The following is a 22,608-nucleotide window of genomic DNA, read 5'->3' on the forward strand; positions in this document are numbered from 1 at the left end:
AATTCGGGCTATGCGCATTGGTGTCCTCACGTCCGGCGGTGACTGCCCCGGCCTGAACGCCGTCATCCGGTCCGTCGTACACCGTGCCGTCGTCGACCACGGCGACGAGGTCATCGGCTTCCGGGACGGCTGGAAGGGCCTCCTGGAGTGCGACTACCTCAAGCTCGACCTCGACGCCGTCGGCGGCATCCTGGCCCGCGGCGGCACCATCCTCGGCTCCTCCCGGGTCCGCCCCGAGCACCTGCGGGACGGCGTGGAGCGGGCCCGCGGCCATGTCGAGGAACTCGGACTCGACGCGATCATCCCGATCGGCGGCGAGGGCACGCTGAAGGCGGCCCGGCTGCTGTCCGACAACGGCCTGCCGATCGTGGGCGTGCCGAAGACCATCGACAACGACATCGCGGTCACCGACGTCACCTTCGGCTTCGACACGGCCGTCACCGTCGCCACCGAGGCCCTGGACCGGCTGAAGACCACCGCCGAGTCCCACCAGCGGGTGCTCATCGTGGAGGTCATGGGCCGTCACACCGGTTGGATCGCGCTGCACTCGGGCATGGCGGCCGGCGCGCACGCCGTCGTCGTCCCGGAGCGGCCCTTCGACATCGACGAGCTGACCGCCAAGGTCGGCGAGCGGTTCTCCGCGGGCAAGCGGTTCGCCATAGTGGTCGCCGCGGAGGGCGCCAAGCCGAAGCCGGGCACCATGGACTTCGACGAGGGCGGCAAGGACGTCTACGGTCACGAGCGCTTCGCCGGGATCGCCCGCCAGCTCTCCCTCGAGCTGGAGGAGCGGCTCGGCAAGGAGGCCCGGCCGGTGATCCTCGGGCACGTCCAGCGCGGCGGGACGCCCACGGCGTACGACCGGGTGCTGGCGACCCGGTTCGGATGGCACGCGGTGGAGGCGGTGCACCGCGGGGAGTTCGGGATGATGACGGCGCTGCGCGGGACGGACATCAGGATGGTGTCGCTGGCGGAGGCCGTGGAGACGCTGAAGACGGTACCGGACGCGCGGTACGCGGAAGCGGAGTGTGTTCTCTGAGGATGCGGTGGTCGGCCGACCGCGGGTCGTGTGTGGTTGACCGCGCCCACGCGGCGGAGCCGCACATCGATGCAGTCCCGCGCCCCTGACGGGGCGCTCCACGCCCCCGGTGACAGAAGTCGCCGGGGGCGGTTCTAGTCTTGGTCCGGACAAGCAGCGCTCAACCCCCACGAAACAGGAGCCGGCGGATGGATCACAGCGGGCACGGCATGACGATGGATCTGCCGCCGTTCACGCTGGGGCGAGGTCTCGGCTGGTCGGCGGACCCCTTCTTCCTCATCGCCTGCCTGGTGGGCCTGGCGCTGTACGGCTGGGGTGTCGTCCGTCTGACGCGGCGCGGTGACAAGTGGCCGGTGGGACGGACCGTCGGGTTCGTCGCCGGTGTGCTGAGCATCGGGCTGATGATGTGCACCAAGCTGAACGACTACGGCATGGTCATGTTCAGCGTGCACATGGTGCAGCACATGGTGATCAGCATGGTCTCGCCGATCCTGCTGCTGCTCGGCGCCCCGATCACCCTGGCGCTGCGGGCGCTGCCCACGGCGGGCCGGGGCCGCAAGGGGCCGCGCGAGGTGCTGCTGATGCTGCTGCACAGCCGGTACATGCGGATCGTCACGCACCCGGTGTTCACCATCCCGCTGTTCATCGCGAGCCTGTACGCGCTGTACTTCACTCCGCTCTTCGACTTCCTGATGGGCTCCAAGATCGGGCACGTCGGCATGATGGTGCACTTCCTCGCCGTCGGCCTGGTCTTCTTCTGGCCGATCATGGGCGTGGACCCGGGCCCGCACCGGCCGGGCTACCTGATGCGGATGCTGGAGCTGTTCGCCGGCATGCCGTTCCACGCGTTCTTCGGCATCGCGCTGATGATGGCGTCCTCGCCGATGGTGGAGACGTTCAAGAACCCGCCCGCCTCGCTCGGCATCGACGCGCTCTCCGACCAGAACGCGGCGGGCGGCATCGCCTGGGCGTTCAGTGAGGTCCCGTCCGTCCTGGTGCTGCTGGCCCTGGTGGCCCAGTGGTACGCCTCGGACCAGCGGCAGGCGCGGCGCACCGACCGGGCCGCCGACCGTGACGGCGACAAGGAGCTGGAGGCGTACAACGCCTATCTGGCCTCGCTGAACGGGCGCAGCAGCTGAGCCGTGCCGGGCCCGGGAATCGGGCCCGGATCCCGCCGTACCCCCCGTGCGGCGGTGGTTCGGGGCACCATGGAGGGCAACGGACCACGAGGAGGGTGTCGCGATGCCCGGTTCCACGGACAGTTCCACGAAGACGATGGGGGCGCTCACCATCGGCGGCCTGGTCGCGGTGACGGCCTACACGGTGGCGCTCGGCAGCAACGGCTGGCTGTGGTTCGGCTGGGTCGTCCTCGGCCTGATCACGATCGGGATGGTCGCCACGCGCAGCTCGTGAGCGGCGTCGCCTGCCTCACTCGCGGCCGAGCCGTCCGGCCGAGTGGACGCCCGGCTGGTACTTGGGCAGCCGGACGGTGATCTTCATTCCGGCGCCGACGGCGGTCTCGATGACGAGGCCGTGGTCGTCGCCGTAGACCTGGCGGAGCCGGTCGTCGACGTTGGACAGGCCGATGCCGCCCGAGGGGCTGACCTCGCGCGCGAGGATCCGGCGCAGCAGACCGGGGTCCATTCCGGCGCCGTCGTCCTCGATGACGACCAGCGCCTCGGCGCCCGCGTCCTGCGCGGTGATCTGGATGTGGCACTTGTCCGACTTGCCCTCCAGGCCGTGTTTGACGGCGTTCTCCACGAGGGGCTGGAGGCAGAGGAAGGGCAGGGCGACCGGCAGCACCTCGGGGGCGACCTGGAGGGTGACGGAGAGACGGTCGCCGAAGCGGGCCCGCACGAGCGCCAGGTAGTGGTCGATGGCGTGCAGCTCGTCGGCGAGCGTGGTGAAGTCGCCGTGCCGGCGGAACGAGTAGCGGGTGAAGTCGGCGAACTCCAGCAGCAGCTCGCGGGCGCGCTCGGGATCGGTGCGCACGAAGGACGCGATCACCGCGAGCGAGTTGAAGATGAAGTGGGGGGAGATCTGGGCCCGCAGCGCCTTGATCTCGGCCTCGATCAGCCGGGTCCGGGACTGGTCGAGATCGGCCAGCTCCAGCTGCACCGACACCCAGCGGGCCACCTCCCCGGCCGCCCGGACCAGGACGGCGGACTCGCGGGGCGCGCAGGCGACGAGGGCGCCGTGCACCCGGTCGTCGACGGTGAGCGGGGCGACGACCGCCCAGCGCACCGCGCAGTCGGGGGTGTCGCAGGTGAGCGGGAAGGCCTCGCCGCGGCCGGTCTCCAGAGGGCCGGCCAGGCGCTCCATGATCTCGGCGCGGTGGTGGGCGCCGACGCCGTCCCAGACCAGGACCTCCTTGTGGTCGGCCAGGCACAGCGCGTCGGTGCCGAGCAGGGAGCGCAGCTTGCGGGCCGACTTGCGGGCGGTCTCCTCGGTGAGGCCGGCGCGCAGCGGCGGGGTGGCGAGGGAGGCGGTGTGCAGGGTCTGGAAGGTGGCGTGCTCGACCGGGGTGCCGAGCCCGCCGAGGTGCTGGGGCCGGGCCGTGCGTCGGCCCAGCCAGAAGCCCGCGGCCAGCAGGGGCAGCACGGCGACGGCCAGACCGGCCAGGAATCCGCTCACGGAGCCGCTCACGGGGTCACCTCCTTGCGCAGTTCGTCCGCGAGCAGTTCCTCCGGGAGGTGGAAGCGGGCCAGGATCGCCGCCGTCCCGGCCGGCACCCGGCCCGGGGTGGCCAGGGAGACCAGGGCCATGGTGAGGAAGCCCAGCGGCACCGACCACAGGGCGGGCCAGGCCAGCAGCGCGTGCAGGGCGCCGCCGCCGCCCGGGAAGCCGCCCATGGTCGCGGCGACGGCGAGCAGGGCGGAGCCGCCGCCCACCAGCATCCCGGCCGCGGCGCCGGGCGGGGTCAGCCGGCGCCACCAGATGCCGAGGACGAGCAGCGGGCAGAAGGAGGAGGCGGACACGGCGAAGGCGAGGCCGACGGCGTCGGCCACCGGCAGCCCGCCGACCAGCGCGCTCGCGGCCAGCGGCACGGCCATGGCGAGCAGGGTGCCGAGCCGGAAGTGCGGTACGGCGCGGGACGGCAGCACGTCCTGGGTGAGGACGCCCGCGACGGCCATGGTCAGCCCGGACGCCGTGGACAGGAACGCGGCGAAGGCGCCGCCCGCGACCAGGGCGCCGAGCAGCTCGCCGCCCACTCCCCCGATCATCCGGTCCGGCAGCAGCAGGACGGCGGCGTCGGCGGCGCCGGTGAGGGTCAGCTCGGGGGCGTAGAGGCGGCCGAGGGCGCCGTAGACGGGCGGCAGCAGGTAGAAGGCGCCGATCAGGCCGAGGACGGCGACGGTGGTGCGGCGGGCGGCGACACCGGTGGGGCTGGTGTAGAAGCGGACCACGACGTGCGGCAGGCCCATGGTGCCGAGGAACGTGGCGAGGATCAGCCCGTAGGTGGCGTACAGCGGGCGTTCGGTGCGGCTCTCGGCCCGCGACGGCGACAGGGCGTCGTCGGCGCCGCGTCCGGCGGCCGGTACCGGGGTGCCCTCGGCGAAGGTGAGGCGGGTGTCGGCGTCGATCTGGTGGGTGCCGGCGGGCAGCTGCACGCGGGTGGCGTCGAGGGCGCGGCCGTCCACGGTGCCGTCGACGGTGACGGTGAGCGGTCGGTCGAGCTTGAGGGTGAGGGTGTCGGCGACCTTGACGGACCGCTGCTCGCGGAAGGTGGCGGGTTCCTCGAAGGCGTGGCCGGGGGCGCCGTCGCCCTGCCAGGCGAGGACCAGGAAGAGCGCGGGCACGAGGAGGGCGGTGAGCTTCAGCCAGTACTGGAACGCCTGCACGAAGGTGATGCTGCGCATCCCGCCGGCGGCGACGATGGCGATGACCACGACCGCGACGATCACCCCGCCGAGCCAGTCGGGCGCGCCGGTGAGCACGGTCAGTGTCAGTCCGGCGCCCTGGAGCTGGGGCAGCAGGTACAGCCAGCCGACGCCGACGACGAAGGCGCCCGCCAGCCGCCGTACCGCCTGGGAGGCGAGCCGGGCCTCGGCGAAGTCGGGCAGGGTGTAGGCGCCGGAGCGGCGCAGCGGGGCGGCGACGAAGAGCAGCAGGACCAGATAGCCGGCGGTGTAGCCGACCGGGTACCAGAGCATGTCGGAGCCCTGGACGAGGACGAGGCCCGCGATGCCGAGGAAGGACGCGGCGGAGAGGTACTCGCCGCTGATGGCGGCGGCGTTGAGGCGGGGCCCGACGGTGCGGGAGGCGACGTAGAAGTCGGAGGTGGTGCGGGAGACGCGCAGGCCGAACGCGCCGACCAGGACGGTGGCGACGACGACGAGGGCGACGGCGGGTATCGCGTAGTTCGGGTTCATCGGCGGTTCACGGCTCTTCTCGTCACCGGTCCTCGGCTCACCGGTCCTCGACCAGGCGGACGAAGTCGCGTTCGTTGCGCTCGGCGCGGCGCACGTACCAGCGGGCGAGGAGGACGAGTGGGGCGTACAGGCCGAAGCCGAGGACGGCCCATTCGAGGCGGCGGGCGTCGGGCATCACCGCGAACAGCAGCGGCAGCGGGCCGACGAGCAGCCCGAGCACGGCGAGGGCGGTGAACCCGGCGCGCAGCTGGCTGCGCATGAGGGAGCGGACGTAGGTGTGGCCGAGCGTGGTCTGCTCGTCGATCTCGGTGCGCGGCCGGTAGTAGCCGGAGGCCCGCAGGGTGCGCCTGGGCGGGCCGGTGACGGTGACGCGGCGTTCGGCGGGGTCCTGGGGCACGCTCACGGCCTCCGCATGAGCAGGTCCCGCAGTTCGCGTGCGTGGCGCCGGCTGACCTGGAGCTCCTCGGAGCCGACGAGGACGCTGACGGTGCCGGCGTCCAGGCGGAGTTCGCCGATGTGGCGCAGGGCGACCAGGTGGCGGCGGTGGATGCGGACGAAGCCGCGGGCCCGCCAGCGCTCCTCCAGGGTGGACAGCGGGATGCGGACGAGGTGGCTGCCCTTGTCGGTGTGCAGGCGCGCGTAGTCGCCCTGCGCCTCGACGTGGGTGATGTCGTCCACGGGCACGAAGCGGGTGACGCCGCCCAGCTCGACGGGGATGTGGCCGGGGTCCGGTTCGTGCACCGGTATGCGGGGGGCGGCGCCGGCGGTGCCGCGCTGTTCGACGACGCGGCGGACCGCCTCGGCCAGCCGTTCCCTGCGGACGGGCTTGAGGACGTAGTCGACGGCCTTCAGGTCGAAGGCCTGGACGGCGAAGTCCTCGTGCGCGGTGACGAAGACGACCAGCGGCGGCCGGGCGAAGCCGGTGAGCAGCCGGGCGAGGTCGAGTCCGTCGAGGCCGGGCATCTGGATGTCGAGGAAGACGACGTCGATGGCCTCGGGGCCGTGCGGGCCGGACTCCAGGGCCCGGTTGATGCGGCGCAGCGCCTCCGTGGCGTCGCCGGCGCCCTCCACGCTGCCGATCCGTGGATCGGCGTCCAGCAGGTAGAGCAGTTCCTCCAGCGAGGGGCGTTCGTCGTCGACGGCGAGGGCGCGCAGCATGAAGGTGGAGTGTAGGTGGAATCCGGACGCCTGCACATGGCTGGTTACAGTGCGGGCATGAACAGCAGGCCCTCGCCCTTCGACGAGCTCGACCGGAAGATCGTCACAGCGCTGATGGCGAACGCCAGGACGTCCTTCGCGGAGATCGGCACGGGGATCGGGCTGTCCGCGACGGCGGTCAAGCGCCGCGTGGACCGGCTGCGGGAGACCGGCGTGATCACCGGGTTCACGGCGACGGTGCGGCCGTCCGCGCTGGGCTGGCGCACGGAGGCGTACGTGGAGGTGTACTGCGAGGGGGCGGCCCCGCCGCGGCGGCTGGCGGAGGTGGTGCGGGGCTATCCGGAGATCACGGCGGCGATGACGGTGACCGGCGGGGCGGACGCGCTGCTGCATGTGCGGGCGCGGGACGTGGAGCACTTCGAGGAGGTGCTGGAGCGGATCCGGGCGGAGCCGTTCATCCGCAAGACGATCAGCGTGATGGTGCTGTCGCACCTGCTGCCGGACAGCCCGGAGGCCGGGGCGAATCTCCCGGCGCCCGAGGGCGCGGCAGAGGTGGGCCGACCGGGCGCAGCAGACCTGCGCCGACCCGGGTGAGGACGCAGCGATCGTGCGCCGACACGCAGCTCTTCGCGCTTGTCGTCCGTCACGCCCGCTTCCTACCGTGGTGTCATCCCTCAGTCACCGTCCGTCAGGAAGCGGAGGCACCCCTCTGTGTCCGACTCCCGTGTGCCGCGCCGGCGGCGCTTCCTCGTCTGCGAACCCAGACACTTCGCCGTGCAGTACGCGATCAACCCGTGGATGTGCTCCGGAGAGCCCGTCCACGTGGGCCGTGCGCTGACCCAGTGGCGCGCGCTGATCGACGCCTATCGCGCCCACGGGCACACCGTGGACGCCGTGACGCCGGTCCCCGGGCTGCCCGACATGGTGTTCGCCGCCAACGCGGCGCTCGTCGTGGACGGCCGGGTCTTCGGCTCGCTGTTCCACGCGCCGGAACGCCGTCCCGAGTCCGTGCCCTACGAGACGTGGTTCAAGGGCGCGGGCTTCGACGTCCATCCGCCCGAGTCGGTCTGCGAGGGCGAGGGCGACCTCGTGCCGGCGGGCCGCTGGATCCTGGCCGGCACCGGGTTCCGCACCACGCCCGAGGCGCACCGCGAGGTACAGGAGTACTTCGGCCGGCCGGTGGTGTCGCTGACGCTGGTGGATCCGTACTTCTACCATCTGGACACGGCCCTGTTCGTCCTGGACGACGGCCACGAGGGGGGTGACGGGAACATCGTCTACTACCCCGGGGCCTTCTCGCCGGGCAGCCGTGAGGTGCTGGAGCGGCTGTACCCGGACGCGGTGCTCGCCGCCCGGGAGGACGCCATGGCGTTCGGGCTCAATTCCGTGTCAGACGGGCGGCACGTGTTCATCTCGCCCGGGGCGCGGGCACTCGCCGACCGGCTCGCGGGCCTCGGCTACGTCCCCGTCCCCGTCGACCTGTCCGAGTTCCACAAGGCCGGTGGCGGCATCAAGTGCTGCACCCAGGAGATCCGGGAGATCCGCTCATGACCGCACCCGCCCGCAGCCGCGGCTCCGAGGAGCTCATCCGCGCGGAGGAGCCCGTCCTCGCCCACAACTACCATCCGCTGCCCGTGGTCGTGGCCCGCGCGGAGGGCGCCTGGGTGGAGGACGTGGAGGGCCGCCGCTATCTGGACATGCTGGCCGGCTACTCGGCGCTCAACTTCGGTCACCGTCACCCGGCGCTGATCGAGGCCGCGCACCGGCAGCTGGACCGGCTGACGCTGACCTCGCGCGCGTTCCACAACGACCGGCTCGCCGGCTTCGCCGAGCGGCTGGCCGCGCTGACCGGCACGGACATGGTGCTGCCGATGAACACCGGAGCGGAGGCGGTGGAGAGCGGCATCAAGGTGGCCCGCAAGTGGGCCTACGACGTGAAGGGCGTCCCGGCGGACCGGGCGACGATCGTGGTCGCCGCGGACAACTTCCACGGCCGTACGACGACGATCGTGAGCTTCTCGACGGACGAGACGGCCCGCTCGGGCTTCGGTCCGTTCACGCCCGGATTCCGGATCGTGCCGTACAACGACCTGGCGGCGCTGGAGGCGGCGGTCGACGAGACGACGGCGGCCGTGCTGATCGAGCCGATCCAGGGCGAGGCCGGCGTCAACATCCCGGACGACGGCTATCTGGCGGGGGTGCGTGAGCTGACCCGGCGGGCGGGGTGTCTGTTCGTCGCGGACGAGATCCAGTCGGGCCTGGGCCGCACCGGGCACACCCTCGCCGTCGAGCACGAGTCGGTCGTCCCGGACGTGGTGCTGCTCGGCAAGGCGCTGGGCGGCGGGATCGTGCCGGTGTCGGCGGTGGTCGGGCGCCGCGAGGTGCTCGGTGTGCTGCACCCGGGTGAGCACGGGTCGACCTTCGGCGGCAATCCGCTGGCCGCGGCGGTCGGCACGGCGGTGGTGGAGTTGCTGGAGACCGGTGAGTTCCAGCGCCGGGCGGCCGAGCTGGGCGAAGTGCTGCGCGAGGGACTTCAGGCGCTGGTCGGCAAGGGCGTCGTCGGTTTCCGGGCACGCGGGCTGTGGGCGGGCGTGGACGTGGACCCGGCGATCGGCACCGGCCGCGAGATCAGCGAGCGGCTGATGCGCGAGGGCATCCTCGTCAAGGACACCCACGGCTCCACGATCCGTCTGGCGCCGCCGCTGACCGTGACCGGCGAGGAGCTGAGGGGCGCGATCGGGACGCTGGAGAAGGTCCTGGCGTCCTGAGGAGCGTCCGCGTCAGGGAGCGGCCCGGCCCCGGTCGAGCCGCTCCACGCGTTCCACGTTGCCCAGGTCCTCGGCGTCCGTGCTCGCCCCGGCGGCGAACCATGCGTCGAGGATCTCCCGCAGCAGCGGCGGGGAGGTGAGGCGCAGGCTGAGCGCGAGCACGTTGGCGTCGTTCCAGCGGCGTGCCCCGTCGGCCGTGTAGGCGTCGGTGCACAGGGCCGCCCGTACGCCGGGGACCTTGTTGGCCGCGATCGAGGCGCCGGTGCCGGTCCAGCAGCACACCACCGCCTGGTCGGCCGTGCCGGCGGCGACGTCGCGCGCGGCGCGCTCCGAGCACACCGCCCATCGGGGGTCGTCCCCGGGGCGCAGGGCGCCGTGCGTCAGCACCTCGTGCCCGCGTCCGCGCAGTTCCTCGACGAGAAGGCCGGCCACCGGTTCGTCCATGTCCGAGGAGACGGAGATACGCATGTGCGAAGGGTACTCGGCGCGGCCGCTCACCTCATCGGCTCATCCGCATGACCGACGTCACGCCCATACCCAGGATGATCGGGGGAACGGGAGGACCTGAGAACGTACGACCGAGCAGCGCTCCCCCGGGAGTGTCTGCGCGTGGAAAGGGAGGCCGCCACGTCCCCCAACGAGAACGGCCCAGAACCGGACGCCGCGGCGATCCGCCGCCACCCCGCACTGTTCCGGGCCATCAGACGTCGGCAGAACCCCCGGCTGCGCCGGTCGGACATCACCGTCACGGACGAGGCCGCGGTCAAGCGCGCCGTGAAGGCGGCGTCGCTGGGCAACGCCATGGAGTGGTTCGACTTCGGCATCTACGCGTATCTGGCCGGCACCATCGGCCGGGTGTTCTTCCCGTCCGGGAGCGACACGGCGCAGCTGCTGTCCTCGTTCGCCACCTTCGCCGTGGCGTTCCTCGTGCGCCCGCTCGGCGGCATGGTCTTCGGCCCCATGGGTGACAGGATCGGCCGCAAGAAGGTCCTCGCGCTGACGATGATCCTCATGGCGATCGGCACGGCCGCCATCGGGCTCATCCCCAGCTACGACGCGATCGGCTTCTGGTCGCCGCTGCTGCTGATCCTCTTCCGCCTGCTCCAGGGCTTCTCCACCGGCGGTGAGTACGGCGGCGCGTCCACCTTCATCGCCGAGTACGCGCCCGACAAGCGGCGCGGCTTCTTCGGCAGCTTCCTGGAGCTGGGCACGCTGGCCGGCTACACCGGCGCCGCCGGTCTGGTCACCGCGCTGACCGCGTGGCTCGGCAGCGACACCATGGACGCCTGGGGCTGGCGCATCCCCTTCCTGCTGGCCGCCCCCCTCGGCATCGTCGGCATCTATCTGCGGCTGAGGCTGGACGACACGCCCGCCTTCCTCAAGCTCGAGGGTGCCAACGTGCACGTCTCCGACGCGGCGACCGCGGTGGAGACCAGCGCCCGGGGGGACCTCGCCAAGATCTTCCGTACGCACTGGCGTCCGCTGGTGCTGTGCATCGCGCTGGTCGGCGCGTACAACATCACCGACTACATGCTGCTGTCGTACATGCCGACGTATCTCTCGGACGAGCTGGACTACAGCGAGAGCCACGGTCTGCTGATCCTGGTGGTCACGATGGTGCTGCTGATGCTGATCATCAACCGGGTGGGCCGGATCTCCGACCGGTACGGCCGCCGGCCCGTGCTGATGACCGGCATGATCGGCTTCTTCGTCCTGTCCGCCCCGGCCTTCGTGCTGGTGCAGAACGGCAGCCTGCTCGCCGTCTCGGGCGGCATGCTGATGCTCGGGCTGTCCCTGGTCTGTCTGCTCGGCACGATGTCGGCGGCGCTCCCGGCGATGTTCCCGACCAACGTCCGCTACGGGTCCCTGTCGGTCGGCTACAACCTGTCGACGTCACTGTTCGGCGGGACCACGCCGCTGGTGATCACGGCCCTGATCAGCGTGACCGGCTCCGACATGATGCCCGCCTACTACGCGATGGCCGCCGCCCTGGTCGGTGTCGTTGCGGTGGCCTGCATGAAGGAGACGGCCCAGCAGCCGCTCGCCGGGTCCCCGCCCTCGGTGCAGACCGAGGAGGAGGCCGCGGAGCTGGTGGAGGCGCAGGCGCCGACGCCGAAGTTCTGAACGACCGCACGCCCGACGGGGCGCCGCCCGCAAGGGTGGCGCCCCGCCGTCGTCGTCCTCGCCGCCGGTCAGTCGGCCGGCGTCAGCGCGACCTCGGCACTGCCGGAGAGGGCGGGAAGCCCGTCCGGGGGCGTGTCCGTGTAGGAGGCGTTGAAGACGGCCTTCAGGTTGTCCGCACCGGCGTGACCGCCGTCGACGAACGTCTCGAACGATCCGGAGCAGCCGGTGCTCGAGGAGAGCGGGTGGCCGTGGGTGTCGTGGCCCAGGATGAACGAGACGCTGACCTTGGAGCAGTCCACCGGCTGGTCGTCGGTGACGGTGACCTTCCAGGTGACCGTGTCACCCCAGTGGAACGCGGTGCCGCCGTGCGGAGCGGGGTCGGTCGTCAGGGAGACGACCGGCGCCTTGTTGCCGACGACGACCGGGACCGAGACGGCGGCCGAGCGGCCGGTGCTGTCGGTGACCTTCAGCGTGGCGTCGAAGACGGCGTTCTCTGTGAAGGTGTGCGTCGGGTCGGCCTCCCTGGAGTCCACCTTCCCGTCGGCGTCGAAGTCCCAGGCGTAGCTGAGGGCGTCGCCGTCGGCGTCCTTCGTGCCGGCGCTGGAGAACCGGACGGTCAGCGGGCTGGTGCCGTTGACCACGTCCGCGGCGGCCCTGGGCTCCGGGGTGCGGTTGCCCCGCGTGAAGTCGATGCGGGCGAGCTGGGCCTCGGGCAGCTCCGCGAAGTACCCGGTGCCGTACTCGAGGACGTACAGGGCTCCGTCCGGGCCGAACTCGGCGTCGATCGGACCGTCCGTGGTGATCGAGGTGAGCGCGTTCTCGATCTTGGTGACCTCGTTCTTCCTGCCGAGGGTGAGGGCGAGCATCTGGTCGCGCGTCCACTCGTAGAAGAGCGGCTTGCCGTCGAAGTACGCGGGCCAGCGGTTCTCGGCCTTGTTCCGCTTGTCGTAGCGGTACGCCGGCCCGCCCATGGGGGCGATGCCGCCGGTGCCGAGTTCCGGGAACTCCTCGGTGGCGCCGTAGCCGTAGACGATCTCCGCGTCGGTGACCGGCGGCAGCAGGCTCCGGCCGGTGTTGTTGCGGGAGTCGTTTACCGGCGCCGCGCAGTCGAAGGCGCCGCTCGACTTCTGGGTGGCGAAGTCGTAGTCCTGGTAGGGCATGTCCGGGGTGACGCAGTACGGCCAGCCGTAGTTGGCGGGGCGGTCGATGACCATCCAGCGGCCGTGGCCGGCGGGGCCGCGGTCGGGCTTCGCCGTGTTGGCGTCGGGCGAGTAGTCGCCGACGTAGACCTCGCCGGTCCGGTCGTCCACCGCGAAGCGGAACGGGTTGCGCAGACCCATGGCGTAGATCTCGGGCCGGGTCTTCGGGGTGCCGGGACGGAAGAGGTTGCCGCCCGGGATCGTGTACCGGCCGTCCTTGTGGACCTTGATGCGCAGGACCTTGCCGCGCAGGTCGTTGGTGTTGCCCGCGGTGCGCCGCGCGTCGAAGGCGGGGTTGCGGTCGGGGCGGTCGTCGAGCGGGGCGTAGCCGTCCGAGGCGAACGGGTTGGAGTCGTCGCCGGTCGACAGGAACAGGTTGCCCTTGCCGTCGAAGTCGATCTTGCCGCCGACGTGGCAGCAGATGCCGCGGTCGGCCGGGACGTCGAGGATCTTCTGCTCGGTGGCGAAGTTCAGCGTGTTGCCCTCGAGCTTGAACCGCGACAGCCGCGTGACGCCCTTGTACTCGGCGAAGTCCGCGGCGGTGCCGAACTCCGGCGCGTCGCCCTCGTTCACGCCCGGGGTGGCCGGGTCGTCCATGGGGGTGTCGAGGCGGGGCGAGTAGTAGAGGTAGACCCACTTGTTCCTGCTGAAGTCGGGGTCGATGGCGATGCCCTGCACGCCCTCCTCGTCGTGCTGGTAGAGCCCGGCGGGGCTCTTCTTCATGTCGGCGGCGAGGAAGTTGACGCCGCTCTTCGGGTCGTTGATCCGCACCTCGCCGGTGCGCGCGGTGTGCAGCACCCGCCCGTCGGGCAGGACGGCGAGGGCCATGGGCTCGCCCGGACGGTCGTTGAGGGTGACCTTCTGGAAGGCCGACGCGGCCGGCGGTGCCGGGTCCGACGGGGCGGCTTGGACCGTGGGGACGGTCAGGAGCCCGGCGGTCGCGGCCAGCGCCGCTGCCCCCACCAGGGTGACGATCCGTCTGTTGCGCACTCGGAACTCCTTCGTACTGGTCGGCAGCCGTGAAGACCCCGGCCGGCCGCTGCAGGTGAGACAGGCGAAAACCCGTGCGGAGTGAGTCGGTTGGACGCTAGAGGGCCCACTTTCCCCTCGTCAAGGACAAAGACTGAACTTCCTCGTGGAAAGATCGGTCGGGTTCGGGCAGCGCAGCCGGACCGGACCGCCGGCGCGACTTGCGGCGAATAACCCGGCGAGGCTGGTGATGGCCCGTCAGGTGACCCAGCATGGGGGCAGCATCAATCCGGGTGAGAGGGCGAACCATGTTCTACTACGTGCTCAAGTACGTACTGCTCGGGCCGCTGCTGAGGCTGGTCTTCCGCCCCCGGATCGAGGGGCTGGACCATGTGCCGGGCTCGGGTGCGGCCATCGTCGCCGGGAACCACCTGTCGTTCTCCGACCACTTCCTCATGCCCGCCGTGCTGCGGCGCCGCATCACCTTCCTCGCCAAGGCCGAGTACTTCACCGGTCCCGGCCTCAAGGGCCGGCTGACGGCGTTCTTCTTCCGCAGCGCGGGACAGATCCCGGTCGACCGTTCCGGCAAGGAGGCGGGCCAGGCCGCGATCCGCGAGGGGCTCGGCGTGCTGGACCGGGGCGAACTGCTCGGCATCTATCCGGAGGGCACGCGCTCGCACGACGGGCGGCTGTACAAGGGCAAGGTCGGCGTCGCGGTGATGGCGCTCAGGGCCGGGGTGCCCGTCGTGCCGTGCGCGATGATCGGCACCTTCGAGGCCCAGCCGCCCGGCCGGAAGATCCCGCGGCTGCACCCCGTGGTGATCCGTTTCGGCGAGCCGCTGGACTTCTCCCGCTATGCGGGCATGGAGGGCGAGAAGGCCGTACTGCGCGCCGTGACCGACGAGATCATGTACGCGATCCTGTCGCTGTCCGAGCAGGAGTACGTCGACCGGTACGCGGCCGACGTCAAGGCCGAGGAGGCGGAGCGGGCGGCGAGGAACCGGCGCTTCCCCCGGCTGCCGCACCGCTAGACACGGGCAGTCTGCTGCCCCGTCCGTTTTCGGCCCTGTCTGCCCTCGGCAGAGGGGCATGGCCGTGCGGGAGGGTGCGCGCCTACGGTCCCCGTATGACACGAGCTGTGGTGATCGGGGCGACGGGACAGATCGGACGGGCTGCGGTGGGGGCGCTGGCCGGCGACGGCTGGAGGTGACGGCCGTCTCGCGCGGCGGCGGCCGCGGCGGGGACTGGCCGGGCGACGTGCGGGTGGTGCGGGCCGACCGGGAGGATGACGCGGCGCTGTCCGCGGCGGTCGGCGACGGCTGCGACGTCCTGGTGGACGTGGTGGCCTTCGGCCCCGGGCACGCCCGCCAGCTGGTCTCGCTCGCCGGACGCGTCGGCTCTGCGGTGGTGATCTCCAGCGTGTCGGTCTACGAGGACGCGGAGGGCCGGAACTTCGACACACAGGCGGAACCCGGCGGCTTCCCGGAGTACCCGGTCCCGCTCACCGAGGAACAGCGCACGGTCCGGCCCGGCGACTCGTCGTACAGCACCCGCAAGGCGGCCCTGGAGAGCGGACTCCTCGCCGCCGGGGACCGGTTGCCGGTGACGCTGCTGCGTGCGGGAGCGGTCCACGGGCCGCACTGCCGGACCCCGCGCGAGCTGTACTTCGTCAAGCGCAACCTGGACGGCAGGCGCCGGCGCGTGCTCGCGTACGGCGGTGCGAGCCGTTTTCACCCGGCGAGCGTGCGGAACATCGCGGAGCTGATCCGGCTGGCCGCCGCGCGGCCGGGCACGCGCGTGCTCAACGCCGTCGACCCGGACGCGCCGACGGTGGCGGAGATCGCGGCGGCGATCGACGCGGTGATGGGCGTCAGTGCCGAGGACGTCCTGGTGGACGGTGCACCGCCCGTGCCCGGCGTGGGCGACACGCCGTGGTCCGCGCCCGCGCCGGTCGTGTGCGACATGAGCGCGGCCCGGCGGGAGTTGGACTACCGCCCGGTGGTCCGGTACGCCGAGACCCTGCCGGACACGGTCGCCTGGATCGAGGAGCGGCTCGCCGGCCGGGACTGGCGGGACGCCTTCCCCGAGATGGCCGCGAACTACGGCGAGCTCTTCGACTACGCGGCGGAGGACGCCTGGCCGGCCGGTCCGACCGGCCGGTGACAGGGGAAGGGGGCGGCCGGTCGGACCGGCCGCCCCCTGGTGTCCGCCTGTCGTGGACTACGGCTTGGGCGTGGCGTGCGGGGCGCAGGTCACGTCCCGGGCGTCCAGCTTGCCGGTGAGCAGGTAGGCGTCCACCCGGTCGTTGATGCACGGGTTGACCAGGCCGGTGACGCCGTGGGAGCCGGCGTCCTTCTCGGTGATCAGACGGGAGCCCTTGAACCGCTGGTGCAGTTCGACGGCGCCCTCGTACGGGGTGGCCGCGTCACGCTCGGACTGGACGATCAGCACCGGCGGCAGTCCCTTGCCGGTCTTCACGTTCAGCGGGGTCTGCTGCTTGACCGGCCAGGTGGCGCACGGCAGGTTCATCCACGCGTTGGCCCAGGTCATGAACGGGTGGTCGCGGTGCAGCCTGGTGTTGTCCCGGTCCCAGGTGCGCCAATTGGTGGGCCACTTGGCGTCCGCGCACTCGACCGCGGTGTACACGGCGTTGCCGTTCTCCGAGGCGGCGTTGCCCACGGTGTCGGTCAGATCCGGGGCGGCGGCGTCGACGAGGGCCTGGGTGTCCCCGGCGACGTACTTGCTGAAGATCGCCGCCGTGGGCGCCCACGCGGAGTCGTAGTACGGGGCGCTCTGGAAGAAGGAGATCAGCTCGGCCGGGCCGACGACGCCACCGAGGGGCGCCTTCTCGGCGGTGGCGCGCAGCTTGAGCCACTGCTCCTGGACCTCGGCGCGGGTGTCGCCGAGGTGGTAGGTCGCGTCGTTCTTGGCGACCCAGTCCTGCCAGTCCTTCCAGCGGCCCTCGAAGGCGACGTCCTGGTCCAGGTTGGCCTGGTACCAGATCTTCTCGCGGGACGGGTTGACGACGCTGTCGACGACCATCCGGCGCACGTGGTCCGGGAAGAGGGTGCCGTAGACCGCGCCGAGGTAGGTGCCGTAGGAGACGCCCAGGTAGTTGAGCTTCTTCTCGCCGAGCGCGGCGCGGATGACGTCCAGGTCGCGGGCGGTGTTCGGTGTGGTCATGTGCGCCAGCATGTCGCCGCTGCGCTCGAGGCAGCCCTCGGCGTACTCGGCGGCGAGCCCCCGCTGGGCGCGCTTGTCGGCCTCGGAGCGCGGCACCGGGTCCATCTTCGGCGCCTTGACGAACTCCTGCGGGTCGACGCAGGAGATGGGCGCCGACCTGCCGACGCCGCGCGGGTCGAAGCCCACGAAGTCGTAGGCCTTGGCGGTGTCGGCCCACACGGCGCTCTTGCTGGTGACGCGGGCCGGGAAGCGCAGGCCGGAGCCGCCGGGGCCGCCCGGGTTGTAGATGAGCGCGCCCTGGCGCTCGGACGCCGTGCCGGTGTTGCCGATGCGGTCGACGGCGAGCTTGATCTGCTTGCCGTACGGCTTGGCGTAGTCGACCGGGACGGTGACGTAGCCGCACTGGATCGGCTTCGGCAGGTTCCAGTCGGCGGGGCAGTCCTTCCAGTCGATGCCGGCCTTCGCCGCGCGGGCGGCGGCGACGGCGGCGCCGCGTGCCTCGCGGTCCCAGCCCTGCCCGTGCCCGTGTCCCCGGCCGTCGGCCGGGCCGGCGTTGGCCGCCGGTGCCGCGACGGTGCCGGCTATCAGCGTCGCGGTGACGAGTGCTCCGGCCGAGCCGAACGCCGCGGCTCTCCGGTGCAGCCTGGTCTTCCTCAAGTGGCCCTCCCCGTACATGATTCGACAAGTACGGGGATCCTCGCGGCTGTGCGTTCGCTGAGAACAGGGCCCGCGCCACTTCTTTGCCAATCCGATAAACGGAGAAGTGTGTCCGAGGGGCGGAGACCCTCAGTCGAGGGAGGCCAGCGCCTCGTCCAGCAGCCGCCGCAGCCGCAGCGCGTCCGCCGCCACGGCCGTCACCAGCGCGGCCGGACCGGCGAGCGGCATGACGGCCGCGCCGTCCCCCAGGGTACGCGCGGCCGGCGGCGCGGTCGCGAACGACGGCCGGACGACGACGGCCTGGCCGACGGCGCGATGACCGGCCAGGCCCGCCGGGCCGTCCCAGCCGCCCGGCGCGCCGGGCCCGCAGGCCAGCTCCTGGTCGAGGACGGTACGGCCCGCGACCCGGACGGCAAGACGGCTGGTGAGCCGCCCCGGTTCCTCGCCGGACCGCCCCAGCACCTGTTCTTCGCGCAGCACGAGCCGTGCCGTGGGCGCGACGTCGGCGCGAGTGGTCACGTGCAGGTCGCTGCCCTTCGCGGAGATCAACTGTTCGGGCACCCAGTGCAGTTCGGCATCGTCGGCGACATCGAGCCGGACGTCGTAGCGGGCCCCCGCCTTGTCCTGGCCCGGCAGTGCGAGGGTGGCGGCGGCCGAGCCGACCCGCAGCCGGGCGCCCTGTACCGCCTCGGCGGTCACCGTGAACCGGTCGCCGCCGAGGGGGCCGCTCATCGCGCCGACCAGCAGTACCCGGGCCTCCGCCCCGCTCCCCCGGGTCCGCCGCACCGCGAGCGGGCCCTCGCCCTCCAGCACGGGCAGGCTGGTGCCGCCGCGTCCGTCGCCGCGGGCGAGGATCCGCGCCCGCGCCCGGACGCCGGCCGGCGCCGTCATGCCGTCCACGCGGCGAGCCGGGCACGCACCCAGCCGGCGACCTCCCCCACGCCCGCCTCGCTCCGCAGCGACTGGAGGACGACGGGCAGTTCACCGCGCTGCGCCTTGGCGTCGGCGGCCATCCGCGCGAGGTCGGAGCCGACGTAGGGGGCGAGGTCGGTCTTGTTGACGACGAGCAGGTCGGCGGTGGTGACACCGGGGCCGCCCTTGCGCGGGATGTCGTCGCCGCCGGCCACGTCGATCACGAAGATCTGGGCGTCGACGAGCCCCCGGGAGAAGGTGGCGGTGAGGTTGTCGCCGCCGGACTCCACGAGCACCAGGTCGAGCGGTCCGACCTCGTCCTCCAGGTCCTCGACGGCCTCCAGGTTGGCGGAGATGTCGTCCCGGATCGCGGTGTGCGGGCAGGCGCCGGTCTCGACGGCGCTGATCCGCTCCGGCGGCAGCACCGCCTCGCGGAGCAGGAACTCGGCGTCCTCGCGCGTATAGATGTCGTTGGTGACGACGGCGAGGGACAACTCCTCGCGCAGGGCCCGGCAGAGCGCGGCGACGGTCGCGGTCTTCCCGGACCCGACGGGCCCGCCGAGCCCGATGCGCAGCGCACGCCGGCTCCCGTCGGGCCGGCGCGCGTCGGCGGACACGGCGGCGGGCCCGTCGTGGTGGTGGTCGAGGTGCATGGTGCGACTCCTGTACAGCTGGGCCGGCATTCTCAGCCCGTCCTGGGGGTCCCCCCTCTGGGGGAGTTTGAGGACGAGGCCGTTCAGGCCGACCGGGGGTCCAGGGGGCGGAGCCCCCGGGGGTCGGGAAAGGGAAGGGGCGGCGGGGGCGAGAGCCCGCTACGAGGCGAACAACCGCACAGCCCAGGCGGCATGCGCCTGCGCCCCGATCTCGAGCAACGGCGCGGACCGCGCCGGCAGCGCGTCCACCCCCTCGCTCACGGCCTGCCGCGCCGCCTCCACCGCGTCCTGGGCCACGCGGTCCACGTCGGGCGCCAGCCTCGCGAGGACGGCGGTGGCGTCGAACGGATCGAGGCCCAGCAGCCGCACGACCGCGGTCGCCGGTCCGCTCACCCCCTCGTAGGCGGAGCAGTACGCCGCGTCCAGGGCTTCGAGCCCGGCCGCGCGGGCGGCCAGCCCGAGGACGACGGGCTGGTGGGCGCCCTTGGGGAAGCGCCCGGCCAGCGCCTCGAGTCCGGGGTCCGGCCAGGTGGCGCGGGCGGCCCGCATGAGCTGCCGGCCGAGTCTTCGCGCCACCACCCGCAGGGCGGGTGACGGCGTGCGGGCGTCCGCGGCCCGGTCGAGTTCCTCGGGGTCGACGCCGAGGGCCGCGGCTGCCGCGAGGGACGCCGTCACGGCCCCGCTCGTGTGCAGCCGTCCCCGGCAGAACTCCTCAAGGCTCGCGGCGTCGGTGATGCGTCCGGCCTTGACGGCGGCCTCAGCCCCGCCGGAGTGGGCGTGCCCTCCGGCGGGGAAGCGGCCGTCCGACAGGACGAGCAGTGCTGCGCGGCTCATGGCGGCGCTCAGAAGAGGAAGTACCGCTGCGCGAGCGGCAGTTCCGTGGCGGGTGCGGGTTCGACGAGTTCGCCGTCGATGGTCACCGCGAAGGAGTCCGCGGCGACCTCGACCCGGGGCAGGGCGTCGTTCTCGCGCATGTCGGCCTTGGTACGGCCGCGGGTGGAGCGAATCGGCACGAACTCCTTGCCGAGGCCGAGGCGTTCGGGCAGTCCGTCCTCGATCGCCGCCTCGGCCACGAAGTTCAGCGAGTTCAGCGCGGGCGCCCTGCCCAGGGCGCCGTACATGGGGCGTGGCAGGACGGGCTGCGGGGTGGGGATGGAGGCGTTGGCGTCGCCCATCTGCGCGTAGGCGATCTGCCCGCCCTTGAGCACGAGCTGCGGCTTCACGCCGAAGAAGCGGGGCTCCCAGAGGACCAGGTCGGCGAGCTTGCCGGACTCGACGGAGCCGACCTCGTGGTCGATGCCCTGGGCGACGGCCGGGTTGATGGTGTATTTGGCGACATAGCGACGGGCGCGGCGGTTGTCGGCCCTGGTGTCGCCGGGCAGGAAGCCGCGCCGGCCCTTCATCACGTGCGCGGTCTGCCAGGTCCGCAGGATCACCTCGCCGACGCGGCCCATGGCCTGGGAGTCCGACGACATGATGGAGATGGCGCCCATGTCGTGCAGGACGTCCTCGGCGGCGATGGTGCTCGGCCGGATGCGGGACTCGGCGAAGGCCAGGTCCTCGGGGACCGCGGGGTTGAGGTGGTGGCAGACCATCAGCATGTCGAGGTGCTCCTCGACGGTGTTGACGGTGTGCGGCCGGGTCGGGTTGGTGGACGCCGGCAGCATGTTGGGCAGCGACACCGCGGTGATCATGTCGGGCGCGTGGCCGCCGCCGGCGCCCTCGACGTGGAAGGCGTGCAGGGTGCGCCCGGCGACCGCGTCGAAGGTGTCGCCGACGAAGCCGGCCTCGTTCAGGGTGTCGGTGTGGACGGCGAGCTGGACGCCGGACTCCTCGCACACGTCCAGACAGGCGGAGATCACGGCGGGGGTCGCGCCCCAGTCCTCGTGGATCTTGAAGCCGAGGATGCCGGCGCGCAACTGGTCGCGCATCGACTCCTTGGACATGGTGCTGCCCTTGCCGAGGAAGCCGATGTTGACGGGGCTCGACTCCAGGGCCGCGTACATCCGGGCGAGGTGCCACGAACCGGGGGTGACCGTGGTCGCCTTGCTGCCCTCGGCCGGGCCCGTGCCGCCCCCGATGAGGGTGGTGACGCCGGAGGCGAGGGCCTCGTCGACGATGCCCGGCGCGATGAAGTGGATGTGCGTGTCGATGCCGCCGGCGGTGACGATCCTGCCGTTGCCCGCGATGACCTCGGTCTCGGGGCCGATGACGAGCTCGGGGTGGACGCCGTCCATGGTGTCCGGGTTGCCGGACTTGCCGATGCCGGTGATGCGGCCGTCGCGGATGCCGATGTCGGCCTTGACGACGCCCCAGTGGTCGATGATCACGGCCCCGGTGATCACGGTGTCGGGGGCGCCCTCGGCGCGGGTGGTGCGCGACTGGCCCATGGACTCGCGCAGCACCTTGCCGCCGCCGAAGACCGACTCGTCGCCGGAGCGGCCGGGGCCGCCGGAGCGGTCCTCCTCGATCTCGACGAAGAGGCCGGTGTCGGCCAGGCGGATGCGGTCGCCCGTGGTCGGGCCGAACAGGTCGGCGTAGGCGGCGCGGGACAGTTCAGGCATCGAGGGCACCTCCGGTCGCGCCGCGCAGACCCACGACGACGCGAGCGCCCGCGAGGGGGATCAGCTCCACGTCGACCGGGATGCCGGGCTCGAACCGGACGGCGGTGCCGGCGGCGATGTTCAGCCGCCTGCCGTGCGCGGCGGCGCGGTCGAAGTCGAGACCGGGGTTGGCCTCGGCGAAGTGGTAGTGGGAGCCGACCTGGACGGGCCGGTCGGCGGTGTTGAGCACGGTCAGACGGACGCTCTCGCGGCCCTCGTTGAAGGCGACGGGCTCGTCGGCGAAGAGGATCTCTCCGGGAATCATGGCTGCGGTTCCCGTCAGATGATCGGTTCGTGGACGGTGACGAGCTTGGTGCCGTCGGGGAAGGTCGCCTCGACCTGGACGTCGTGGATCATCTCGGGCACGCCCTCCATGACCTCGTGACGCTGGATCAGCTTCCGTCCGGACGCCATGAGCTCGCCGACCGTGCGGCCGTCGCGGGCCCCTTCGAGGATGTGCGAGGTGATCAGCGCGACGACTTCGGGGTGGTTGAGCTTCACGCCGCGCGCGCGGCGCTTCGCGGCCACGTCCGCGGCCACGTGGATGAGCAGTCTCTCCTGCTCGTGCGGGGTCAGTTGCACGTACCACCTCACAGAACATCACGCCGGGACCCGGACGGTCCGGCTGCCGCGTCCACCGCGACGGCTCTAGATGTAACACACAGCAATGGGCCGCAAAGTGCCCGCTGCCGTCGGGAAAACCGCAGGTGGAACGGGGTGCACAGTACGGCTAGAGTGTTTCTGCCACGTCACGCGGTTTTGACTGACTGATTACCGGTTTGACCGGCCGATTACCGGTGCCGCCGACGGCCTTTCGCATGCCCGCGCACTCCTGGACGCCACCGCCGCCGCACCGCGACGTCGCCCCCCCTCCGGAACCGGCGCTGCCGCAGGCGTCGACACGGGCGCGCCCGAACCGGCCGAACGGCTTACCCCCCATCGGCGTAGAAACACCTCGGATTTCCGGCCCGTC

21 protein-coding genes and 1 pseudogene are annotated in these 22,608 nt (G+C 72.2%); 9 read left to right on the top strand and 13 right to left on the bottom strand.

Annotated features, from left to right (window positions below):
• The first annotated feature begins 10 nt into the window (after window positions 1-10).
• The 3 genes from AB0E77_RS15460 to AB0E77_RS15470 all read left to right on the top strand — a co-directional run bounded on the left by AB0E77_RS15460 (window position 11) and on the right by AB0E77_RS15470 (window position 2,449).
• Window positions 11-1,036: a 6-phosphofructokinase gene (locus AB0E77_RS15460; protein ID WP_361570062.1), complete on the top strand. Its 1,026-nt coding sequence runs from the start codon at window positions 11-13 to the stop codon at window positions 1,034-1,036.
• A 188-nt stretch (window positions 1,037-1,224) separates the two neighbouring features.
• A complete protein-coding gene (locus AB0E77_RS15465) occupies window positions 1,225-2,175 on the top strand; it encodes a cytochrome c oxidase assembly protein (RefSeq protein WP_361570064.1) in 951 nt (316 codons plus the stop codon).
• 103 nt (window positions 2,176-2,278) lie between these two features.
• Window positions 2,279-2,449, top strand: a complete 171-nt coding sequence (locus tag AB0E77_RS15470; RefSeq protein ID WP_361570066.1) for a hypothetical protein — start codon at window positions 2,279-2,281, stop codon at window positions 2,447-2,449.
• Window positions 2,450-2,464: 15 nt separating this feature from the next.
• Here the strand turns inward: AB0E77_RS15470 and AB0E77_RS15475 are convergent, their stop codons facing one another.
• The 4 genes from AB0E77_RS15475 to AB0E77_RS15490 are packed head-to-tail and all read right to left on the bottom strand — an operon-like array spanning window position 2,465 to window position 6,567.
• Complete coding sequence (locus tag AB0E77_RS15475; RefSeq protein WP_361570351.1) at window positions 2,465-3,670, bottom strand: histidine kinase; 1,206 nt, start codon at window positions 3,668-3,670, stop codon at window positions 2,465-2,467.
• 8 nt (window positions 3,671-3,678) lie between these two features.
• Window positions 3,679-5,409, bottom strand: a complete 1,731-nt coding sequence (locus AB0E77_RS15480) for a cation acetate symporter (RefSeq protein ID WP_361570068.1) — start codon at window positions 5,407-5,409, stop codon at window positions 3,679-3,681.
• 37 nt (window positions 5,410-5,446) lie between these two features.
• Window positions 5,447-5,806, bottom strand: coding sequence for a hypothetical protein (locus AB0E77_RS15485; protein ID WP_361570354.1), 360 nt, complete (start codon window positions 5,804-5,806; stop codon window positions 5,447-5,449).
• A gap of 2 nt (window positions 5,807-5,808) precedes the next feature.
• On the bottom strand, window positions 5,809-6,567 hold the full coding sequence (locus tag AB0E77_RS15490; RefSeq protein WP_361570070.1) for a LytTR family DNA-binding domain-containing protein: 759 nt from the start codon (window positions 6,565-6,567) through the stop codon (window positions 5,809-5,811).
• Window positions 6,568-6,624: 57 nt separating this feature from the next.
• Here AB0E77_RS15490 and AB0E77_RS15495 point away from each other — a divergent pair, with 57 nt between their 5' ends.
• The 3 genes from AB0E77_RS15495 (at window position 6,625) to rocD (ending at window position 9,335) form a co-directional block, all read left to right on the top strand.
• Entirely contained in the window at window positions 6,625-7,161 is a 537-nt protein-coding gene (locus tag AB0E77_RS15495) for an Lrp/AsnC family transcriptional regulator (RefSeq protein WP_361570072.1), read from the top strand.
• 117 nt (window positions 7,162-7,278) lie between these two features.
• The gene (ddaH, locus tag AB0E77_RS15500) at window positions 7,279-8,118 is read left to right on the top strand and encodes a dimethylargininase (protein WP_361570074.1); all 840 of its coding nucleotides are present in this window, start codon (window positions 7,279-7,281) and stop codon (window positions 8,116-8,118) included.
• A complete protein-coding gene (rocD, locus tag AB0E77_RS15505; RefSeq protein ID WP_361570076.1) occupies window positions 8,115-9,335 on the top strand; it encodes an ornithine--oxo-acid transaminase in 1,221 nt (406 codons plus the stop codon). The genes ddaH and rocD overlap by 4 nt, the downstream gene beginning before the upstream one ends.
• 12 nt (window positions 9,336-9,347) lie before the next feature.
• Here the strand turns inward: rocD and AB0E77_RS15510 are convergent, their stop codons facing one another.
• Window positions 9,348-9,803, bottom strand: a complete 456-nt coding sequence (locus AB0E77_RS15510) for an RpiB/LacA/LacB family sugar-phosphate isomerase (protein ID WP_361570078.1) — start codon at window positions 9,801-9,803, stop codon at window positions 9,348-9,350.
• A 141-nt stretch (window positions 9,804-9,944) separates the two neighbouring features.
• Between AB0E77_RS15510 and AB0E77_RS15515 the strand changes: the two genes are divergently transcribed.
• Complete coding sequence (locus tag AB0E77_RS15515) at window positions 9,945-11,459, top strand: MFS transporter (protein ID WP_361570080.1); 1,515 nt, start codon at window positions 9,945-9,947, stop codon at window positions 11,457-11,459.
• 68 nt (window positions 11,460-11,527) lie between these two features.
• On the opposite strand, the gene AB0E77_RS15520 is transcribed toward AB0E77_RS15515, so the two are convergent.
• Window positions 11,528-13,648 (bottom strand): PQQ-dependent sugar dehydrogenase, encoded by a 2,121-nt coding sequence (locus tag AB0E77_RS15520; RefSeq protein ID WP_361570082.1) that lies wholly within the window; start codon window positions 13,646-13,648, stop codon window positions 11,528-11,530.
• 287 nt (window positions 13,649-13,935) lie between these two features.
• On the opposite strand from AB0E77_RS15520, the gene AB0E77_RS15525 reads away from it, so the two are divergent.
• Window positions 13,936-14,658, top strand: coding sequence for a lysophospholipid acyltransferase family protein (locus tag AB0E77_RS15525; protein WP_361570357.1), 723 nt, complete (start codon window positions 13,936-13,938; stop codon window positions 14,656-14,658).
• Window positions 14,659-14,753: 95 nt separating this feature from the next.
• Window positions 14,754-15,790 (top strand): annotated as a pseudogene (locus AB0E77_RS15530) (NAD(P)-dependent oxidoreductase).
• A gap of 57 nt (window positions 15,791-15,847) precedes the next feature.
• On the opposite strand, the gene AB0E77_RS15535 reads toward AB0E77_RS15530, so the two are convergent.
• The 7 genes from AB0E77_RS15535 to AB0E77_RS15565 all read right to left on the bottom strand — a co-directional run bounded on the left by AB0E77_RS15535 (window position 15,848) and on the right by AB0E77_RS15565 (window position 22,217).
• A complete protein-coding gene (locus tag AB0E77_RS15535) occupies window positions 15,848-17,467 on the bottom strand; it encodes an alpha/beta hydrolase (RefSeq protein WP_361570084.1) in 1,620 nt (539 codons plus the stop codon).
• A gap of 129 nt (window positions 17,468-17,596) precedes the next feature.
• Window positions 17,597-18,358 carry an urease accessory protein UreD gene (locus AB0E77_RS15540; RefSeq protein ID WP_361570360.1) on the bottom strand — a complete coding sequence of 254 codons (762 nt, stop codon included), beginning with the start codon at window positions 18,356-18,358 and terminating at the stop codon, window positions 17,597-17,599.
• The gene (gene ureG, locus AB0E77_RS15545; RefSeq protein ID WP_361570086.1) at window positions 18,355-19,032 is read right to left on the bottom strand and encodes an urease accessory protein UreG; all 678 of its coding nucleotides are present in this window, start codon (window positions 19,030-19,032) and stop codon (window positions 18,355-18,357) included. The genes AB0E77_RS15540 and ureG overlap by 4 nt, the downstream gene beginning before the upstream one ends.
• A gap of 159 nt (window positions 19,033-19,191) precedes the next feature.
• Window positions 19,192-19,866, bottom strand: coding sequence for an urease accessory UreF family protein (locus tag AB0E77_RS15550; protein WP_361570088.1), 675 nt, complete (start codon window positions 19,864-19,866; stop codon window positions 19,192-19,194).
• An 8-nt stretch (window positions 19,867-19,874) separates the two neighbouring features.
• Complete coding sequence (locus tag AB0E77_RS15555) at window positions 19,875-21,596, bottom strand: urease subunit alpha (RefSeq protein ID WP_361570090.1); 1,722 nt, start codon at window positions 21,594-21,596, stop codon at window positions 19,875-19,877.
• Complete coding sequence (locus tag AB0E77_RS15560; protein WP_361570092.1) at window positions 21,589-21,900, bottom strand: urease subunit beta; 312 nt, start codon at window positions 21,898-21,900, stop codon at window positions 21,589-21,591. Before AB0E77_RS15560 ends, AB0E77_RS15555 begins: the two co-directional genes overlap by 8 nt.
• Before the next feature lie 14 nt (window positions 21,901-21,914).
• The gene (locus tag AB0E77_RS15565) at window positions 21,915-22,217 is read right to left on the bottom strand and encodes an urease subunit gamma (protein ID WP_361570094.1); all 303 of its coding nucleotides are present in this window, start codon (window positions 22,215-22,217) and stop codon (window positions 21,915-21,917) included.
• Between the last annotated feature and the right edge of the window lie 391 nt (window positions 22,218-22,608).

It is taken from the genome of Streptomyces sp. NPDC032940 (assembly GCF_040636935.1).
Lineage (GTDB): Bacteria > Actinomycetota > Actinomycetes > Streptomycetales > Streptomycetaceae > Streptomyces.

Excerpts from the sequence above, each read along its gene's own strand:
- AB0E77_RS15460 (WP_361570062.1), top strand. The coding sequence starts at position 11 with ATGCGCATTGGTGTCCTCACGTCCGGCGGTGACTGCCCCGGCCTGAAC.
- AB0E77_RS15465 (WP_361570064.1), top strand. The coding sequence starts at position 1,225 with ATGGATCACAGCGGGCACGGCATGACGATGGATCTGCCGCCGTTCACG.
- AB0E77_RS15470 (WP_361570066.1), top strand. The coding sequence starts at position 2,279 with ATGCCCGGTTCCACGGACAGTTCCACGAAGACGATGGGGGCGCTCACC.
- AB0E77_RS15480 (WP_361570068.1), bottom strand. The coding sequence starts at position 5,409 with ATGAACCCGAACTACGCGATACCCGCCGTCGCCCTCGTCGTCGTCGCC.
- AB0E77_RS15490 (WP_361570070.1), bottom strand. The coding sequence starts at position 6,567 with ATGCTGCGCGCCCTCGCCGTCGACGACGAACGCCCCTCGCTGGAGGAA.
- AB0E77_RS15495 (WP_361570072.1), top strand. The coding sequence starts at position 6,625 with ATGAACAGCAGGCCCTCGCCCTTCGACGAGCTCGACCGGAAGATCGTC.
- rocD (WP_361570076.1), top strand. The coding sequence starts at position 8,115 with ATGACCGCACCCGCCCGCAGCCGCGGCTCCGAGGAGCTCATCCGCGCG.
- AB0E77_RS15510 (WP_361570078.1), bottom strand. The coding sequence starts at position 9,803 with ATGCGTATCTCCGTCTCCTCGGACATGGACGAACCGGTGGCCGGCCTT.
- AB0E77_RS15525 (WP_361570357.1), top strand. The coding sequence starts at position 13,936 with ATGTTCTACTACGTGCTCAAGTACGTACTGCTCGGGCCGCTGCTGAGG.
- AB0E77_RS15540 (WP_361570360.1), bottom strand. The coding sequence starts at position 18,358 with ATGACGGCGCCGGCCGGCGTCCGGGCGCGGGCGCGGATCCTCGCCCGC.
- ureG (WP_361570086.1), bottom strand. The coding sequence starts at position 19,032 with ATGCACCTCGACCACCACCACGACGGGCCCGCCGCCGTGTCCGCCGAC.
- AB0E77_RS15550 (WP_361570088.1), bottom strand. The coding sequence starts at position 19,866 with ATGAGCCGCGCAGCACTGCTCGTCCTGTCGGACGGCCGCTTCCCCGCC.
- AB0E77_RS15555 (WP_361570090.1), bottom strand. The coding sequence starts at position 21,596 with ATGCCTGAACTGTCCCGCGCCGCCTACGCCGACCTGTTCGGCCCGACC.
- AB0E77_RS15560 (WP_361570092.1), bottom strand. The coding sequence starts at position 21,900 with ATGATTCCCGGAGAGATCCTCTTCGCCGACGAGCCCGTCGCCTTCAAC.